This window comes from Nonomuraea rubra (genome assembly GCF_014207985.1).
Taxonomy (GTDB): domain Bacteria; phylum Actinomycetota; class Actinomycetes; order Streptosporangiales; family Streptosporangiaceae; genus Nonomuraea; species Nonomuraea rubra.
The window spans coordinates 5,481,359-5,498,134 of the sequence record NZ_JACHMI010000001.1 but is presented as its reverse complement, the minus strand read 5'-3'; the positions used below and the strand labels follow the sequence as shown (position 1 = coordinate 5,498,134).

15 protein-coding genes and 1 pseudogene are annotated in these 16,776 nt (G+C 72.1%); 7 read left to right on the top strand and 9 right to left on the bottom strand.

The features are described from left to right. Positions 1-31: 31 nt before the first annotated feature. Both clpX and HD593_RS24965 read right to left on the bottom strand, forming a co-directional pair. Entirely contained in the window at positions 32-1,276 is a 1,245-nt protein-coding gene (gene clpX, locus HD593_RS24970; protein ID WP_185104531.1) for an ATP-dependent Clp protease ATP-binding subunit ClpX, read from the bottom strand. Between the two features lie 9 nt (positions 1,277-1,285). Beyond that, entirely contained in the window at positions 1,286-2,464 is a 1,179-nt protein-coding gene (locus tag HD593_RS24965; RefSeq protein ID WP_185104530.1) for a cytochrome P450 family protein, read from the bottom strand. Positions 2,465-2,546: 82 nt separating this feature from the next. Here HD593_RS24965 and HD593_RS24960 point away from each other — a divergent pair, with 82 nt between their 5' ends. Continuing rightward, positions 2,547-3,617, top strand: a complete 1,071-nt coding sequence (locus HD593_RS24960; protein ID WP_185104529.1) for a TetR/AcrR family transcriptional regulator — start codon at positions 2,547-2,549, stop codon at positions 3,615-3,617. A 259-nt stretch (positions 3,618-3,876) separates the two neighbouring features. Here HD593_RS24960 and HD593_RS24955 read toward each other — a convergent pair whose 3' ends face one another. Next, the gene (locus HD593_RS24955; RefSeq protein WP_185104528.1) at positions 3,877-4,740 is read right to left on the bottom strand and encodes an SMP-30/gluconolactonase/LRE family protein; all 864 of its coding nucleotides are present in this window, start codon (positions 4,738-4,740) and stop codon (positions 3,877-3,879) included. A 324-nt stretch (positions 4,741-5,064) separates the two neighbouring features. On the opposite strand from HD593_RS24955, the gene HD593_RS24950 reads away from it, so the two are divergent. Continuing rightward, complete coding sequence (locus HD593_RS24950) at positions 5,065-6,429, top strand: family 43 glycosylhydrolase (RefSeq protein ID WP_185104527.1); 1,365 nt, start codon at positions 5,065-5,067, stop codon at positions 6,427-6,429. 129 nt (positions 6,430-6,558) lie between these two features. Here the strand turns inward: HD593_RS24950 and HD593_RS24945 are convergent, their stop codons facing one another. Beyond that, complete coding sequence (locus HD593_RS24945; RefSeq protein WP_185104526.1) at positions 6,559-7,470, bottom strand: EamA family transporter; 912 nt, start codon at positions 7,468-7,470, stop codon at positions 6,559-6,561. 76 nt (positions 7,471-7,546) lie between these two features. Here HD593_RS24945 and HD593_RS24940 point away from each other — a divergent pair, with 76 nt between their 5' ends. Then, the gene (locus tag HD593_RS24940; protein WP_185104525.1) at positions 7,547-8,050 is read left to right on the top strand and encodes a MarR family winged helix-turn-helix transcriptional regulator; all 504 of its coding nucleotides are present in this window, start codon (positions 7,547-7,549) and stop codon (positions 8,048-8,050) included. Positions 8,051-8,190: 140 nt separating this feature from the next. On the opposite strand, the gene HD593_RS24935 is transcribed toward HD593_RS24940, so the two are convergent. The 4 genes from HD593_RS24935 to HD593_RS24920 all read right to left on the bottom strand — a co-directional run bounded on the left by HD593_RS24935 (position 8,191) and on the right by HD593_RS24920 (position 11,761). Beyond that, positions 8,191-9,159: a pentapeptide repeat-containing protein gene (locus tag HD593_RS24935; RefSeq protein ID WP_185104524.1), complete on the bottom strand. Its 969-nt coding sequence runs from the start codon at positions 9,157-9,159 to the stop codon at positions 8,191-8,193. Between the two features lie 6 nt (positions 9,160-9,165). Continuing rightward, entirely contained in the window at positions 9,166-9,939 is a 774-nt protein-coding gene (locus HD593_RS24930; protein ID WP_185104523.1) for a GNAT family N-acetyltransferase, read from the bottom strand. Positions 9,940-10,067: 128 nt separating this feature from the next. Further along, a complete protein-coding gene (gene uppS, locus HD593_RS24925) occupies positions 10,068-10,844 on the bottom strand; it encodes a polyprenyl diphosphate synthase (RefSeq protein WP_312903679.1) in 777 nt (258 codons plus the stop codon). Between the two features lie 728 nt (positions 10,845-11,572). Further along, positions 11,573-11,761, bottom strand: a complete 189-nt coding sequence (locus tag HD593_RS24920) for a hypothetical protein (protein ID WP_185104522.1) — start codon at positions 11,759-11,761, stop codon at positions 11,573-11,575. A 196-nt stretch (positions 11,762-11,957) separates the two neighbouring features. On the opposite strand from HD593_RS24920, the pseudogene HD593_RS61710 reads away from it, so the two are divergent. Next, positions 11,958-12,110: pseudogene (locus HD593_RS61710) on the top strand (IS30 family transposase); the annotation flags it as partial. A gap of 304 nt (positions 12,111-12,414) precedes the next feature. Here the strand turns inward: HD593_RS61710 and HD593_RS24915 are convergent. Then, positions 12,415-13,374 (bottom strand): LysR family transcriptional regulator, encoded by a 960-nt coding sequence (locus HD593_RS24915; RefSeq protein WP_185104521.1) that lies wholly within the window; start codon positions 13,372-13,374, stop codon positions 12,415-12,417. 128 nt (positions 13,375-13,502) lie between these two features. On the opposite strand from HD593_RS24915, the gene HD593_RS24910 reads away from it, so the two are divergent. The 3 genes from HD593_RS24910 to HD593_RS24900 all read left to right on the top strand — a co-directional run bounded on the left by HD593_RS24910 (position 13,503) and on the right by HD593_RS24900 (position 16,775). Beyond that, a complete protein-coding gene (locus tag HD593_RS24910) occupies positions 13,503-14,534 on the top strand; it encodes a fumarylacetoacetate hydrolase family protein (protein ID WP_185104520.1) in 1,032 nt (343 codons plus the stop codon). 85 nt (positions 14,535-14,619) lie between these two features. Beyond that, positions 14,620-15,759 carry an FAD-dependent oxidoreductase gene (locus HD593_RS24905; RefSeq protein ID WP_185104519.1) on the top strand — a complete coding sequence of 380 codons (1,140 nt, stop codon included), beginning with the start codon at positions 14,620-14,622 and terminating at the stop codon, positions 15,757-15,759. Then, positions 15,756-16,775 carry an amidohydrolase family protein gene (locus tag HD593_RS24900; protein WP_312903677.1) on the top strand — a complete coding sequence of 340 codons (1,020 nt, stop codon included), beginning with the start codon at positions 15,756-15,758 and terminating at the stop codon, positions 16,773-16,775. Before HD593_RS24905 ends, HD593_RS24900 begins: the two co-directional genes overlap by 4 nt. The last annotated feature ends 1 nt before the right edge of the window (position 16,776 follow it).

The following is a 16,776-nucleotide window of genomic DNA, read 5'->3' as shown; positions in this document are numbered from 1 at the left end:
GCTTTCCCAGCTCAGGCGCATCTCTCCCGGCTCAGGCGGATCTCTCCCGGCGTTCCGGGCCGCTCCGCTCGCGTGGCACCAGCGTGGGGTTGACGTGGTCCAGCACGGTCTCGCGGGTGATCACGACGCGGGCCACGTCGTCCCGGCCCGGGATCTCGTACATGACGTTGAGCAGCACCTCCTCCAGGATCGCGCGCACCGCCCTGGCGCCGGTGCGGCGCAGCAGCGCCTGCTCGGCGACGGCGGCCACGGCGTCGTCCGTGAACTCCAGCTCCACCCCGTCGAGCTCCAGCAGCCGCCGGTACTGCTTGACGATCGCGTCGCGCGGCTCGGTCAGGATGCGGATCAGCGCCTCGCGGTCCGGCGGGCTCAGCGTCGCCACCACGGGGACCCTGCCGACGAACTCCGGGATGAACCCGTACCGGACGAGGTCCTGCGGCATCACCTGGGCCGGCACGTCACCGGCGGGTCCCGATCGCGGCGTGGCGCCGAAGCCGGCACCGCCGCGGGCCAGCCGCCGCTCGACGATCCGGTCCAGGCCGTCGAACGCGCCGCCCGCGATGAACAGCACGTTCGTCGTGTCGAGCTGGATGAGGTCCTGGTGGGGGTGCTTCCTGCCGCCCTGCGGCGGCACGCCGGCGACCGTGCCCTCCAGGATCTTCAGCAGCGCCTGCTGCACGCCCTCGCCGGAGACGTCGCGGGTGATCGACGGGTTCTCGCCCTTGCGGGCGAGCTTGTCGATCTCGTCGATGTAGACGATGCCGGTCCCGGCTCTGGCCAGGTCGTGGCCGGCCGCCTCGACGAGCGCGAGCAGCATGCTCTCGACGTCCTCGCCGACGTACCCGGCCTCGGTGAGCGCGGTGGCGTCGGCGACGGCGAACGGCACGTCGAGCAGCCGCGCGAGCGTGCGCACCAGGTGCGTCTTGCCGCTGCCGGTCGGGCCGACGAGCAGGATGTTCGACTTGCCCAGCTCGGCCTCGGGCGCGCGGACGCGCTTGTAGTGGTTGTAGACGGCGACCGACAGGGCGCGTTTGGCCTGGTCCTGGCCGATCACGTACTGGTCGAGGAAGCCGTGGATCTCGCGCGGCCTGGGCGGCTCCACGGTCGCGGGGCTCCGCGCCGCGCGCTCCTCCGCCATCAGCTCGGTGCACTGGCCCACGCACCCGTCGCAGATGAAGACGGCGGGCGGGCCCGCGATGAGCCTGCGCACCTCGCGCTGGCTCCTGCCGCAGAACGAGCAGTGCGGCAGATCCCCGGGCTTGCCGGTGCGTGCCATCGCGCCGCCTCAGCCCGCCGGGCGCAGGATCACGGGCAGGGACGCCAGCCGCCGCGTACCCGGGTCGGGCAGGAACGACGCCTCCCCCGCCGCCGCCAGGGCGGGGAAGCGGCGCAGCAGGGCCCCGAGCGCGACGGCGGTCTCCACCCGGGCCAGCGACGAGCCCACGCAGAAGTGCGGCCCGTGACCGAACCCGAGGTGCGGCCCCGGCTCGCGCGTGATGTCGAGCCTGTCGGGCTCGTCGAACACGCGCGGGTCCCGGTTGGCGGAGGCGATCGAGACGGTCACCGGCTGCCCCTTGGGGATGTGCACGCCGCCGATCTCGACGTCCTCGGCGGGGAAGCGCGGCACGGTCATCGGCTGCGGCGGGCTCCAGCGGGCCAGCTCGTCCACGGCGCGCGGCAGCAGGCCGGGGTCGGCACGCAGCGCGGCGAGCTGGTCGGGATGGGCGAGCAGGACGGCGACGGCGTTCGCGATGAGGTTGGCCGGGGTCTGGCCGGCCAGGACGAGCAACCACACCATGGTGACCAGCTCGTCGTCGAAGAGCCGGTCGCCGCCCTCCTCCACGACGCGGGCGAGGTCGGACAGCAGGCCGTCGCCCGGCTCCGCCCTGGTCCCGGCGATCGCCGACCTGGCGTCGCCGATGATCGACGGGATGGCCCGCGCGAACCTCTCCCCGTGGCCCGCGGCGATGGCGGCGCCGTACTCCCGCCAGCGCGGGCGGTCGGCGGGCGGGATGCCGACCAGCTCGCAGATGACGTCGATCGGCAGCGGCTTGGCGAACCGCTCCAGCAGGTCCACCGGCTCCCGCTCGGGCAGCTCGTCCAGCAGCCCCTCGACGATCCGCTCGATCCGCGCGCCGAACTCGCCGGCCCTGCGCGGGGTGAACGCGGGCGCGACCAGCCGCCGCAGGCGGGCGTGCTCGGCGCCGTTCGTCTCGGACATCGTGCGCATGTACGGCAGGCAGTGCTCCGGCACGTCGGGCCGCATGAAGCTGGACTCGTTGATCAGCATGCGCGGGTCGGCGAGCACCGCCCTGGCCTCCGCGTGCCGCGTCACCGCCCAGAACGGGCCGAACCCCGGCATCAGCAGCCGCACCACCGCGGACCGCTCCCTGACCTGCGCGTACGCCGTGTACGGGTCGTGCAGCACCGCCGGGTCGGTCAGGTCGATCTCCGGCACATCCATCGCGGTCCCCATTTCGAATGATCCCATCATCTGGATGTTCACGGTATCTTGGCTGCGGAGCGCACGGCAACGAGGAGGACGGTTGGCCCGGCTCACCCGAGCGGAGACCCAGGAGCGCAATCGCGCGAAGGTGCTGGCCGCGGCCAGGGCGGAGTTCGCCGAGCGCGGATACAGGGAAGCGAAGATCGACGACATCGCCGACCGCGCGGAGCTCACCCGAGGCGCGGTCTACTCGAACTTCCCCGGCAAGCGCGCGCTCTACTTCGCCGTGCTGGCCGACCTGGCCGAGCGCGTGCCCGTGACCGCCCTGGAGGAGCCCGCGCTCACCGTGCGGGAGGCCCTCGCCGAGGTGGCGCGCGCCTGGGTGACCCGGCTGCCGCTGGCCACCGAGGACGAGCGCCAGCCGAGCAGGCTGAGCATGCACCTGATCCCCGAGATCCTCGCCGACGAGGTCACGCGGCGTCCGTACGCGCAGCTCATGCAGCTCAACGCGGTGCTGCTCGGGCTGGCCATGGAGCGGCTGCGCCCGCCGAAGGAGCCGGACGGGCGGCTGGTGCGGCTGGCCGAGTCGGTGCTCACGGTCCTCCAGGGAGCCGCGCAGTTGTCGGCGGCGGCGCCGGGGTTCGTGGAGCCGTTCAACGTGATCCGGGTGTGCGAGCAGCTCGCCGCGCTCGACCTGGGTGACCGGTGGGCGCCGGCGCCGCTGCTCCCCCGGGTGCGGGAGACCGCCGAGCCCTGGTCGCCGCCGCCCGGGGCGGCCGACGCGGTCGGTGGCGGGCCGGCGCGGCTGGAGCGCGACGGCGTCGTGGCGGTGCTCGGGCTGCACCGGCTCTCGGCCGCAGAGGACGCGGTCCGCGCGGCCCCGGCGGGCGCCGAGGTCACCGCGGTCGTGGCGACCGGTGCGCCCAAGGAGCTGCTGCCGCTGGCCCGGCTGGTGATCGCCGAGCTGAGCACGTGCCTGCGGCAGGCGTTCCCGCGCCCGGCCTGGCCGCGCCTACGGGTGGTGTACGACGAGAGCGGCGCGCTGGCGGCGGCGGCCGGGGTGGCGGAGCCCGGCGACGACACGGAGGTGGCGGTCCTGGTGCGCTCGGGCCGGATCGTCATGCGCGCGGAGGGCTACGGCGCCGCCCATGCGGCCGCCCAGCACCCCTGACCTGGGCCGGCGCGACGGCCGGAGCGGGTTTCGCCTCGGGCCGGCACGACGGCGGGCGAGACGACCGGAGCGGGTTTCGCTCTGGATGGAACCGGCGGGCGGGCCAATGCTGTCCAAGCCATGGGCGACGTTCACGCCGGCGTCCCGCCCACCGGCCGCCTGGCAAGGCAGGCCGTCGTGCTGCTGGGAGCCGGCTGACGCCGCGGACGGCCCTTCCCGTCCGCCGCGAGGGCTGGACGTCGCCCCCCACCAAGCCCGCTCAGAGGGCGGTGGGCAGCACCGGCAGACCGCGCACACCCGGCTCGGCGCAGAAGATCGCCCCCGCCTCCGGTTGCTCCGCGCGATCCACGTCGAGCGCCGAGGTGGTGATGAACAGCCGGTCGAGCTCATCGCCGCCGAACGTGACCGCCGTGACCTTGCCCACCGGCAGCCGGACGACGGCGTCGAGCCGCCCGCCCTGGTCGTACCGGTGCACGGCCCCGCCCTGCCACATCGCCACCCACACCCCGCCCTCGGCGTCCACCGTGAGCCCGTCGGGCGCGCCGTGCTCCGGGTCCACCACGGCGAACGGCCGCCGCCCGCTCAGCCCGTCCTCCGGGTCGTAGTCGAGCACGTCCACGCGCCCGGTCCCGGTGTCGGCGTAGTACGCCAGCCGCCCGTCCGGGCTGAAGGCGAACCCGTTCGAGATCGTCACCCCGGGCAGCACCACCCGCAGCGCGCCGTCCGGCCCCGCCACGTAGAACGAGCCACGGCCCGGGGAGGCGTCGTAGGCCATGCTGCCGATGTAGAAGCGGCCGTCGGGGTCGCAGCCGCCCTCGTTCATGCGGATCGCGGGGTCGTTCCACGCCTCGCCCAGCGAGCGCAGCGGGGCGTCCAGGTCGTCGGAGTCGGCCAGCAGCAGCTCCCGTTCGGCCGCGACGAGGTAGCCGCCGGAGACGCGCGGCCGTACGACGGCGGCCACCGCGCCGACGTGCCGGCGGCGCACCGTGCCGTCGGCGGCGAGCGCGAGCACGTCCCCCGCCAGCATGTCCACCCACCGCAGCCCGCCCCAGCGGGCGGACCACACGGGCCCCTCGCCGTGCTCGGCGACGGGGTCCGTGACGGGGTGCGCGGTGATGGTCATGCCGCTCCCCCGTGTGCCGGTCGAGCGGTCCGAGCAATGAGCCTGATCACGGACGCCACCTAACCGCGCGGCGGCCCGCTTCGACAAGCCCGTTACGCGAACGTTACGGACGGTGCACTCCCCCGCACCCATGCACAACCATCTGACCTGCACTTATGCCATGGATGACCTGCTCGCGAGGCTCGGCGAAGATTTCTTCCGGGTTATTGACGAAATTTGAGCGTCTTGGGCAGACTCTCCGCATTGCGCACGAACGGCAGCTCCGGACCCGGCCCTCCGGGTGGGGCGAGTTCGGCATGCGCCGACGTGGAAGGGACACCATTGATGACTGGTTCCGACAACGGATCGAACGTCGACCGACGATCCTTGCTGACCGGCGTGGCGGGACTGCTGGGCGCGGCGGCGCTGCCGGCGTCCGCGGCCCACGCCTCCACGGGCACCGCGCAGGCGGCCGCGGACGCCTCAGCGGCGGCTTCCGTGTCGAGAGGGCGTTACCCGGCGAACTGGCCCGAGCTCGAGCCCTACGGCCTCGCCGACACCCGGCAGGAGCTGTGGCCGCGCGAGGACAACTCCTTCATCCTCCCCCTCGAGCTGCGCCCCCACGACCAGGAGCTCGGCCGGGTCTGGATCCGCGACACCTACGTCAACTGCTTCCGCGTGGGCGGCCGCCCGCTGTACGTCGCCACCGGGACCACCCGCGCGCCCGGCCTGCCCGCGGCCGGCCCGTGGAACGACGGCATCTACGTGTGGACGGCCAGGTCCCTGCGCGGGCCGTGGCGGCTGGCCGACACCACGCGCATCCGGCCGGACGCCCAGAAGGGCAAGGTGTGGTCGCCGGAGTTCGCCGGGGAGAACCGGCCGGGGCGGGTCGTCGTGGCTCCGTGGCAGGAGTACTGGACCGACGAGGGCCAGTTCGGCAAGCGGGGCAACGCGTGGGCGCCGGAGGTGCACTACTTCCGCGGCAAGTGGTACATCGTGGCGTGCATGGGCGACCACTCCCAGAAGGTCGGCTCGTTCATGCTGGTGAGCGACGGCGGGGTGGAGGGCCCGTACCGGCTGGTCGAGGGCAACCACGACAAGCCGTTCGGCGACTCGTTCATCGGCGGGCCCGGCTGGATCAAGCCCGGCGCCTACCACCACATCGACGGCAGCCTCTACACCGAGGGCGACGACGCGTGGCTGGTGCTGCACAACCACCTGTACGCGAAGTTCCGGGACGACATGGAGGACATCGTCCCTGCCACGAACCTGCCGAAGTTCCAGCAGCGGCCCTACACGCCCGAGCCGTACCTCGAAGGCTCGTACGTCTTCAAGTACGGCGGCAAGTACTACCTGCTCCACGCCGCGTGGGACCGGACGTCGGCCAACGCCGACGGCAGCACGCGGTACGCCTACGACCCGCCGGGCGCCGGCCGGGTGCAGTACCAGTACGACGCCGTGATCGCCGTCTCGGACACGTTCGAGGGGCCGTACTCGGAGCGGTGGACCGCGGGCGTCGGCGCGGGTCACAACAACCTGTTCGTCGACCACAGCGGCAAGGTCTGGGCGACGTTCTTCCGCAACCCCGCCTTCGGCTACTGGGCCGACCCGTCCCGGAGCGGCGAGGCCGCCGTGGCCGGGGTGGTGCGGATGGAGTGGACCGGCCCTGAGGGCAACCGCCTGTACGTCCAGCGCCCTCGCGGACACTGACCCCCCCGGACACTGACCCCCGCGGACACTGACCCCTCGCGGACACTGACCCCTCGGGGGCACCGGCCCCTGGCGGGCACTGCGCCTGACCGGTGGTGGCGAGGCCCTGACGGCGCCGTCAGGGCCTCGTCATCGCCGGGCGAGCTCGGGCTCTTCGCGGTGCGCGCGCGGTTCCGCGGGGCGTGGCCGGGAGGGCTGGAGCTGGGCGGCGGCCAGCGCGGCGAGCACGACGACGGCGCCGAACGCCTGGGCCGCGGTGAGCTCCTGGCCGAGCACGATCCACCCCAGCGCGGTGGCCACGACGGGGCTGAGCAGCCCGAGGAAGGTGACCTTGGTGGCCGACAGCACCCGCAGCCCCCTGAACCACAGGGCGTAGGCGAGCGCCGCCCCGATGAGCGAGAGGTAGGCGTACCCGGCGACGTTCGCACCGCTCAGCGCGGCGGGCGGCGCACCTTCGACGACCAGCGCGACGGGCACCAGCAGCACGCCGCCGGCGACGAGCTGCCAGCCGGTGGTGGCCAGCAGCGGCGCGGGCGACTGCCACCGCTTGCTCAAGACGACCCCGGCCGCCATGACGGCGGCCCCGCCGAGCGCCGCGGCCACCCCGAGCGTGTCCAGCCGGGCGTCCGCACGCAACACGAGCAGGGCGACCCCGGCCACCCCCGCCACGGCGGCCACCAAGGTGCGCCACGTGAGCCGCTCACCGAGCAGCCCGGCCGACAGCAGGGCGACCAGCAGCGGCTGGATGGCGCCGACGGTCGCCGCCACCCCGCCGGGCAGCCGGTACGCCCCCACGAACAACAACGCGAAGAACACGCCGATGTTCAGCGCGCCCAGCACCAGCGCCCGCCACCACCAGATCCCGCGCGGCAGGCACCGGGTGATGGCGACGAGCAGCAGACCGGCGGGCAGGGCCCGGAGCACCGCGGCCAGGAGCGGCCGACCGGGCGGAAGGAGCTCGGTGGTGACGAGGTACGTGGTGCCCCAGATGGCGGGGGTCAGCGCGGTCACGAGGACGAGAGCCGTTCGATTTCTTAGCACTAAGACAAAGTATCTCAACGTTAAGCAATCTGTCACGCGATTTACCTCAGCGCTAAGACATCGGTAGGCTGGGCCGGTGGCCGATCATGTCGAACTCGTCCTGAAGCAATGGCACGACCAGCGCCCTGACCTGGACGTCTCCCCGATGGGGGTGATCGGGCGGCTGTCGCGGCTGCACCGGCTGATCGACGCCGAGCTGCGCCGGACGTTCGCCGCGCACGAGCTGGACAGGGCCTCGTTCGACGTCCTGGCCACGCTGCGCCGCAGCGACCCGCCGCACCGGCTGACGCCCGCCGAGCTGATGCGGGCCTCCATGATCACCTCGGGGGCGGTGACGCAGCGCCTCGACCGCCTGGAGGCGCGCGGCCTGGTGACGCGCACGCCCAGCGAGTCGGACGGGCGGGTCGTCTACGTGACGCTCACCGAGGAGGGGTACGCGCTGATCGAACGGGTGCTGCCCGATCACGTCGAGACGGAGCACCGGGTGCTGGCCGCGCTGCCGGAGGACCGCCGCCAGGCCCTCGCGGAGACGCTGCGCGAGCTGCTGGAATCCCTGGGGGACACGGCGGACACGCTGTGAGGTTTGCGAGGGGCGGGCCGGCGTCGCCACGCTGACCTGGCGGAAGCGGCCGGCGGGGCGGTGCTAGCGGTGGTGCCGGCGGCGGGCAGCGGGCGGCGGTCGGTGCCAGCGGCGGTGCCGGCGGCGGGCAGCGGGTGGTGTCAGCGGCGGCGCGGGCGGCGGCCCGTGCCCTGTCCTCCGCGCCTGCCACCGGGTGAACGGCGGCGCTCCCCCGCCCCACCGTCCGGGCGCTCGCCACCGGCCGGGCGGCCCTCGCCCCGCGCCCAGTGGGCAGGGCGGGTCAGGCGGGCGGGCAGCCGGGTGGCCGAGTCGCCCCTGGCGGCGTTGACCTGCGCCTGGGTCAGGAAGATGCAGCCCGTGAGATCGGCCCCCGACAGGTCGGCGCCCCGCAGATCGGCCCCGATCAGGTCCGCCTCCCGCAGGTCGGCGCCCCGCAGATCGGCCCCGATGAGGTAGGCCCCGCGCAGGTTGGCGCCACGCAGCCCCGCCCTCTTCAGCCGGGCGCCGATCAGGTCGGCACCCCGGCATTCCTTGCCGTCCAGCCCGTCCCGCGCCAGCTCGCTCGCCCGCAGCAACAGCTCGTTCACCTCACCCCGGTGGGCGGCCACGTCGAGCTGCTCCAGCACGCCGGCGCTCTGCCTGGTGAGCCGCTCGGTCTCGGCCAGGGCGAGCCGCAGCGCCTCGTGCAGCGGCCGCGCCGCGTCCAGGGTCAGCGCCTCGGCGAGGTACCACAGCAGCTCGTGGAGCTGCCGCATGACGGGGAAGACCGCGTACATCTGCCGCGCCGTCTCCGGTGCCTCCCGCCAGCTGCGCCCCTCGTACGTGACCTGCGAGACCTTCTGCCCGGCCCCGAAGCAGTCGAACACCGTGCACCCGGGGAACCCGCGCTCCCGCAGCCGCGTGTGGATCGAGCAGCGGAAGTCGTCTCGCAGGTTGTGGCAGGGCTGGCCGCCCTCCTTGTCCACGGCGAAGTCGGCCGAGGCCGAGAACGGCAGCGCGACGCAGCACAGCCCGAAGCAGCTCTCGCAGTCGGCCAGCAGGCCGAACTCTCGGGGGTTCGTGACGTACTCCTCGGGCTGGGCGTGAAGGGGGACGGGCGGGTCAGTCAAGGGTACTCAAGGATGGACGTACGGCGTCGTCGTGGTGAGCTCGGTGAAGCCCAGCCGCAGCAGGATGGGCCGGCTCTGGTCGGAGGCGTCCACCTGCAGGTACTCGTAGCCCCGCGCCACCGCCTCCCGGGCGCGGTAGGCGACCAGCGCCCGGTAGACGCCGCGCCTGCGCCACTCCGGCACGGTGCCGCCGCCCCACAGGCCCGCGAACCGGGTGCCGGGATTCAGGTCCAGGCGGGCGGCGCTGATCGGAACGTCGCCGGCCATGGCGACGACCGCGACGACGGTGCCGGCGGCGAGCTGGGCGAGCAGGCGCTCCCTGATGTGCACGCGGCCCGCGCCGAAGGCGGACTCGTGCACGTCGGCCAGCAGCTCCACGCCGTCCTGGTCGGTCACCGGCACCAGGCGGACTCCATCAGGGGGCGGCGCGTCGGGGATCCCGGCGGCCCGTGCCACCATGAGCGCCTCGGCGGGCTCGGGGGTGAAGCCGGCGGCCAGGAGACGGCTGCCGAGGTCGGCGGGCTGGTCGTGGCCGTACAGCTTCCACTCGAACGCGCGCCCGAGCGCCCCGAAGTAGCGCACCTGCGCTGCGATGGCGGCGTCGGCGTCCTCACCATCACCGCGCAGGCCGGACCAGAGCACACCGTTCCAGCCGCCGCTCTCCGGACCTACCTGGCGCACCACGTCGCCGTCACGCTCGATCACCGCGTCCGGGCCGTCGGCCACGACCTCGCGCCGCAACTCCCGATCGAAGACGGCCATCACCTCTGCACGATTCACCGGGACACCTCACCAGCCACGCCACCCCGGCCGCAACCGATTTACCCGCCGGTCAGCCCCCGACGCATGCCCGCCGGTCAGGGCCCGATACCCGACCACCCGTCAGGCGCCCGGTACCTGACCGCCCGTCAGCTCCCGTAGCGCCGCTGCCGGGCCGCGAAGCTGCGCAGCGCGCGCAGGAAGTCGATCTCGCGGAACGCCGGCCAGTACGCCTCGCAGAAGTACAGCTCGGAGTAGGCGGACTGCCAGAGCAGGAAGTTCGACATGCGCTGCTCACCGCTGGTCCTGATGACCAGGTCGGGGTCCGGCTGCCCGGCCGTGTACAGGTGCCGGGCCACGTCGTCCACGGTCAGGGTCGAGGCCAGCTCCACCATCGACTGGCCGGCCTCGGCCCGCTCGTACAGCAGCTCGCGCAGCGCCTCGATGACCTCCTGGCGGCCGCCGTAGCCGATGGCCAGGGTGAGGTGGAAGCCGGTGTCGCAGGTGCGGGTGGCCTCGACGGCGCTCTTGAGCGCGCGGGCGGTGGTGTCGGGCAGGATGTCCAGCATCCCGGCCACGTGCACCCGCCAGCGGGCGTCGGGACGGTCGAAATGGTCGGCGACCATCTGCTCGATCACCTTCAGCAGGAAGGCCACCTCCTCGTCGCCGCGGCGCTGGAGGTTCTCGGTCGAGCAGAGGAACACGGTCAGATGCTGGATGCCGAGGCCCTCGCACCAGGTCAGCACGTGTTCGATATGGTCGGCGCCGTACTTGTGGCCGATGCTCGGGTTGGCCATGCCCATCTGCTTGGCCCAGCGCCGGTTGCCGTCCATGATCAAACCGACGTGGCGGGGCAGGGGTCCCGCCATGACTTGACGGCGCAGGCGCCGGGCGTAGAGGGAGTGAAGGAGGTCAGTCGTCTGCACCCTCCAAGGATGGCGCGGACGGCGGGCCGGAACCTGATCTTTCCCGATTTCTGACGGATAAGCGCTCCGATCGCTCCCCTGCCGGGCCGTGACCGGCGAGGTCATCATGCGGTGATCTGGCTGGTCAGCGCGCTTCGATCACGTCGAACGATGTCGGGAATTCCGCAGGAATCCGGGCTTGTCCGCACCTTCCGGTCTCCCTCCGGTCTCCCCTTGGATCCTCATCTGTGCTGGTCACTGCGTCCGCGCCGATGCCCTGTCCCGCGGAGTGAACCCAGACACCGTCACCATCCGGAGGATCAACTCTTTGACGCCATCACCCTTCTCTCGCCCCTTTACGACCCAGACGCCCTTCCCAGCCGAGGAGGAATCGCCCGCTGGCCCGCCGACTCGCCGACGACCCGGCCGGGCTGGTGCACATCGAACCCTTGCGTCAACACCTACGAGACGCCATGAACCTTGCCATCGCCACCAACCAGGAAAGTCGCGCGGCTACTCCTTCGGCGAACCGGCAAAGATCCTCGGCATCCGGCGGGAATCCGTCTGCGAACGAGCGCTCAAGGCCCGCACATTGATCACGGAGACACAGCGCCCGGCTCGGCGTGGCCAGCCTGCGAGAGCACCGCAAGGCCAGCCTCACACGAGCGGCACTCTCCGACCGTCGAGAAACCGGAGGACGTCATCGGGCAGATCCTCCTTAAACAGCCCGGCACCGCAACGAGAGGACTTCACCCGGCACCTCCCCCATCGCGACCACCGCCCGGCCCGCCCTGGCCAACGACGTTCAGCGCGCACAGGGCCGGCCACAGGCGGCTTTCACGTTCACCCATCAGCGCGGGAGCATCAGTGACATCGTCATCGGCGCCGATCGGCTCGATCAGGGTGGTCCTGACAACATCACTCTGATCGTCATCCACGTCCCAAGTGACGGTGGGTGGCCGCCTGGACAGAGCCGCCAGCCGGGAAGCCGTCGCCGGCGACCCGGCTCCCAACTCGCCGCGGTGGTGGCAGGCCCGCAACGAGGGGGACGTGACACCCGCTCCTTCCGCGAGCGCCAGAGCCGCGGGCAAGCGCGGCGCACCGCCCCAGGACAGGACGGGCGAGGTGAGCGCCAAAGGCACCGGCCTGAGCCTGTACAGCCAAGCCGACCTTGACGCCCTGGCCACCCGACTGAACAACCGCCCCCGCAAGTGCCTCGGCTACCGAACCCCGGCCCAGTGTGTTGCCTTGACCCCCGAAACAGGCCGTTGCCTCTCCACCAACTGAGCGGGCAGCGGCCTTGGAGCTCTCGAGGAACTCAATCCAAAGCATCAAGATCGCGAACCAGTAACCACGACAAATAGCGATCCCAAGATCGCACACGAGCGGATGCGGACTGCTTGTCGTGGATGCCGGTCACATGCGCGTTGATCATGCTGATGTCCGCAGACGACTTGACCGTGATGCGAGTCGAGCCCCGGAGCTGCCGTCTTTCGTTGGCACACCCTGGATGGCGGCCGCGGCACGGACCGTGCTGTCCTCGGCCTTGTCGGCCCCCGCTTGCACCCCCGGCAGCGCGACGCCTCCTGTCTCAACCACGTTTCACGACGCGCTCTCCAATCGGCGGGCCGGAGCTCGTGGGCCGATCGGCCTTGACGGCCTCGCCGACCCTGGCCGCCGTCTCACGCAGCCAGATGTGCGCCGCGTCGTGTGTGTGCGCCGGGTGCCACCACAGGGCTTCCTGGAGTGGCACGGCATCGTATGGCGGTTCCATGACGCGGACCGGGACGAGCCCGCCCAGCCGCTCAGCGAGACGTCCCTGGATGAGGGCCACCCGGCGGGTGCCTGCGACCAGCAGGGGCATCAACTGGAAGCTGTCCACGGAGATCTCCACGCGCGGCGCGATGCCGAGCAAGCCGATCTGGCGAGCGGCGGGGGCGTCGTAGGTGCGCTGGTACGTCACCCACGGTAGCCGGGCCAGGTCGTCGAGGGTGAGCTGCTCACCGACCTCGGGATTGTCGTCGGCGACGATGTAGACCCAGCTGTCCTGGTAGAGATCGACCGTGGGGAAGCCGCGAATGATGCCGTGTGGCATCAGCAGCCCGTCGACGGCACTCAGCAGCGCCGTGGTGTCCTCGATGGCTTCCGTCGGCGCCTGTTTGAACCGGAGCCGGATGCCTGGCGCCTCGGCATGGATGGTGCGGGCGAGTTCGGCGCCGAAGACGGCCACCGCGTAGTCGGAGGCGATCAGGGTGAACTCGTGTTCCTCGCGGGCGGGGTCGAAGTTGGCCTGGCTGGTGAAGACGCGCTCCAGCAGGTCGCAGGCGGTGGCGGTGCGGTCGAGGAGAGCCAGGCCGAGGGCGGTCAGTTCGTAGTGTCCGCCGGTCCGGGAGAGCAGGTCGTCGTCGAAATGGCGTCGCAGCCGGGCCAGGGCAGCGCTCGTGGCGGGCTGGCTGAGCCCGATGCGTCGCCCCGCCTTGGTGACGCTGCGCTCCTCCAGCAGGGCGCGCAGGGCGACGACGAGGTTGAGGTCCAGGCTTGCCAGATTCACGAAGCATCCCAGTGCGGAGTCGGAGCGTACGAGTATTTGTGCGCTGGATTTAGTCCATCCAAGGAATCTATTTGCCAGATCACACCCTACGGGCCAGATTAGTCACATCTCAATCGGGAGGACTCTCCGTGACATCCACAGCCGCGTCAGTGCCCTTCTCCGGCCCGTTCGCCATCGGCACCCTTTCGACTCCGGGCGGGGCGAGGTTCCCTGGCCTGGTGGCGCCGGACGGCCGAGTGCTCGACCTGTGCACGGCACTGGGCGAACCCACGCTGACCACGCTGGTGCTCTTGGAGCGCTGGGACGAGCAGCTGCCACTCCTGCGCACCCTCGTGGAGGACCCGGCGGGCGACTGGCAGCCGCTGGCGGACCTGGCGGTGCACGCGCCCCTCGAGCCCCGGCAAATCTTCCAGTCGGGCGCCAACTACCGGCAGCACGTGATCGACCTGGGGGTCGCGCACCGCGCCCCGGACGACCCGCGCACCGTCGAGGAGGCCCGCGCCGAGATCGCGGCGATCATGGACAAGCGAGCCGCCGAGGACCTCCCGTACGTCTTCATCGGCCTGCCGACCGCGATCAGCGGTCCCTACGACGACGTGGTGCTCCCCGCGTGGGCCGAGAAGCCCGACTGGGAGCTGGAACTGGCCGCGGTGATCTCCCGCCCCGCCTACCGGGTCACCGTGGAGCAAGCCCTGGACCACGTCGCGGGGTACACCATCGCCAATGACCTCACCGACCGGGCGACCGTCTTCCGCCGGGACATGCCCCCCATCGGCACCGACTGGCTGCGCTGCAAGAACGCCCCCGGTTTCACTCCGCTGGGCCCCTGGATCGTCCCGGCAGGCTCCGTCACCGACCCGTCCGACCTGCAGGTCACCCTCAAGCTCAACGGGAAGACCATGCAGGACGAGTCCACCAAGGACATGATCTTCGACGTGGCGCGGATCGTCTCGTACATCTCCCAGACCGCCCGGCTGCTCCCCGGTGACCTGGTTCTGACCGGCAGCCCGGCAGGGAACGGCATCCACTGGGGCCGACTGCTGCGCGACGGCGACGTGATGGACGGCTCGATCACCGGGCTCGGCGCCCAGCGCACCCGCTGTGTCGCGCAGGAAGCGGCAGCCGTCGGCGCGCCGGTCGACCCCATCGCCGTCAAGTAGCGCCCTGAAACGGCCGGGCGGCCCCGATAGCCGCGCCCGGCCCCGCCTTGCCGCCCACGCCGTGCGGCCCCTCGCAGGAGACGCCATGACAGATCCCCGTCCTCACAACGTCCTCGTCATCGGCGGTGGCGCGTCCGGCAACGCCGTGACCGTGCTGCTGAGGCGGGCGGGCACCACCGTGGACCTGATCGAGGCCCAGCCCGACTGGAACGTCCTCGGCTCCGGTATCACCCTCCAGGGCAACGCGCTGCGCGTCCTGCGCGAACTGGGTGTGTGGGACAAGGTCCAGGAGACCGGCTACGCCTTCGACTCCGTGGGCCTGGCCGCGCCCGACGGGACGGTGTTCCACGTCCAACAGGGCATCCGCACGGGTGGCGAGGATCTGCCCGCGACCGCCGGCATGCAGCGGGCACAGCTTCAGGAGATCCTGTGCGAGGCCGTCCGCGCCAGCGGCGCGAGCGTGCGCCTCGGGACCATCGCGAACGAGCTGACCCAGGACGGGACCGGTGTCGCCGTCCGCTTCAGCGACGGCACCGAGGGGCGCTACGACCTCGTCATCGCCGCCGACGGCGTCAACTCCACCACCCGCGCCATGATCGGCATCAGCGACAAGCCCGAGCCGACCGGCATGGCCATCTGGCGCGTCGCCACGCACCGCCCCGAGGGCGTGGAGCGCTCCGACCTGAGCTACGGCGGCCCCTGCTACATCGCCGGTTACTGCCCCACCAGCCAGAACACCATGTACGCCTACCTCGTGGAGGCCAACCGCGACCGCACCGCCATCGCCCCTGCCTCCTACGCGGAGGAGATGCGCCGGCTGGCCGCGGGCTACGGCGGCGTGTGGCCGGAGATCGCCGCGAGCATCACCGATCCGGCCAAGGTCAACTACACGTGGTTCACCCGGCTGCTCGTCGAGGGCTCCTGGCACCGCGGCCGGGTCGTCCTGATCGGCGACGCCGCCCACGCCTGTCCCCCCACCCTCGCCCAGGGCGCGGCCATGTCGCTGGAAGACGCCTCCGTGCTGGCCGAGATGCTGAGCGAGGAGCAGGACTGGAGTTCTCTGGACGCCCTGCTGACCGGCTTCTACGAACGCCGGATCGACCGTGTCCGCACGGTGGTCGAGGCCTCGGTGCAACTCGGTCAGTGGCAGCTGGACGGCGTCCGGAACGCCGACATGCCCGGTCTGATGTACCGCACGATGTCCGTCATCAAGGAGACCCCGTGAACTCCGTCAGTCCGCTGAGCAGCGCACCCACGATCGACGTGCACGCGCACGTCCTGCTCCCGCGGATCGAGGACGCCGTCGCAGGACACCCCGCCCTGGCCGCCGCCCGCGCTCTCGAGGCCCGCCGCAACGGCCCCGAGGCTCTTGCCGTCAGCGGCCCGATGTTCCGCGACCGCGTCCCGAAACTGACCGACGTCAAGGCCCGGCTCGCCGCGATGGACGCCTCCGGGATCGACGTCCAACTGGTCTCGCCCTCCCCCTCGCACTACCACTACTGGGCCGAGGAGGCCCTGGCCCGCACGGTCTGCGAACAGGCCAACGCCGGCACCGCCGAGCACGTCGCCCAAGCCCCGGAACGACTGCACGGCCTCGGCCTCGTCCCACTCCAGCACCCGGCCCTCGCCGTCGAAGCGCTCGACCACGCCCTCGGCTTGGGCCTGCGCGGTGTCGAAATCTCCAGCCACGCGCCAGGGCGCGAGCTGTCGGACCCCGCATACGAACCGTTCTGGAAGCGTGCGGAGGAAACCGGGGCGATCCTCTTCCTGCACCCCTTCGGCTGCACACTCGACGAACGCCTCGACCGCTGGTACCTGTCCAACACCGTCGGCCAGCCCGCCGAGAACGCCGTCGCGCTCTCCCACCTCATCTTCTCCGGCGTCCTGGACAACCATCCCGGCTTGCGCGTCGTCGCCGCCCACGGCGGCGGCTACCTGCCCACCCACATCGGCCGCTCCGACCACGCCTGGCGTGCCCGCACCGACGCCCGCTGCTGCGCGCACCCGCCCAGCAGCTACCTCCGGCGGCTGTACTTCGACTCCCTTGTCCACGACCCGCACGTCCTGCGCGAACTGATCCGGGTGGCCGGCCCCGACCGGGTGCTGCTCGGCTCCGACTTCCCCTTCGACATGGGCACCGACGACCCGATCGGCGCGCTGCGCGCCGTCGAGGACCTACCCGATCCGCACTTCCACGCCGTGCGCGGCCGCAACGCGGCAGCGCTGCTGTGCCTCACCTGAG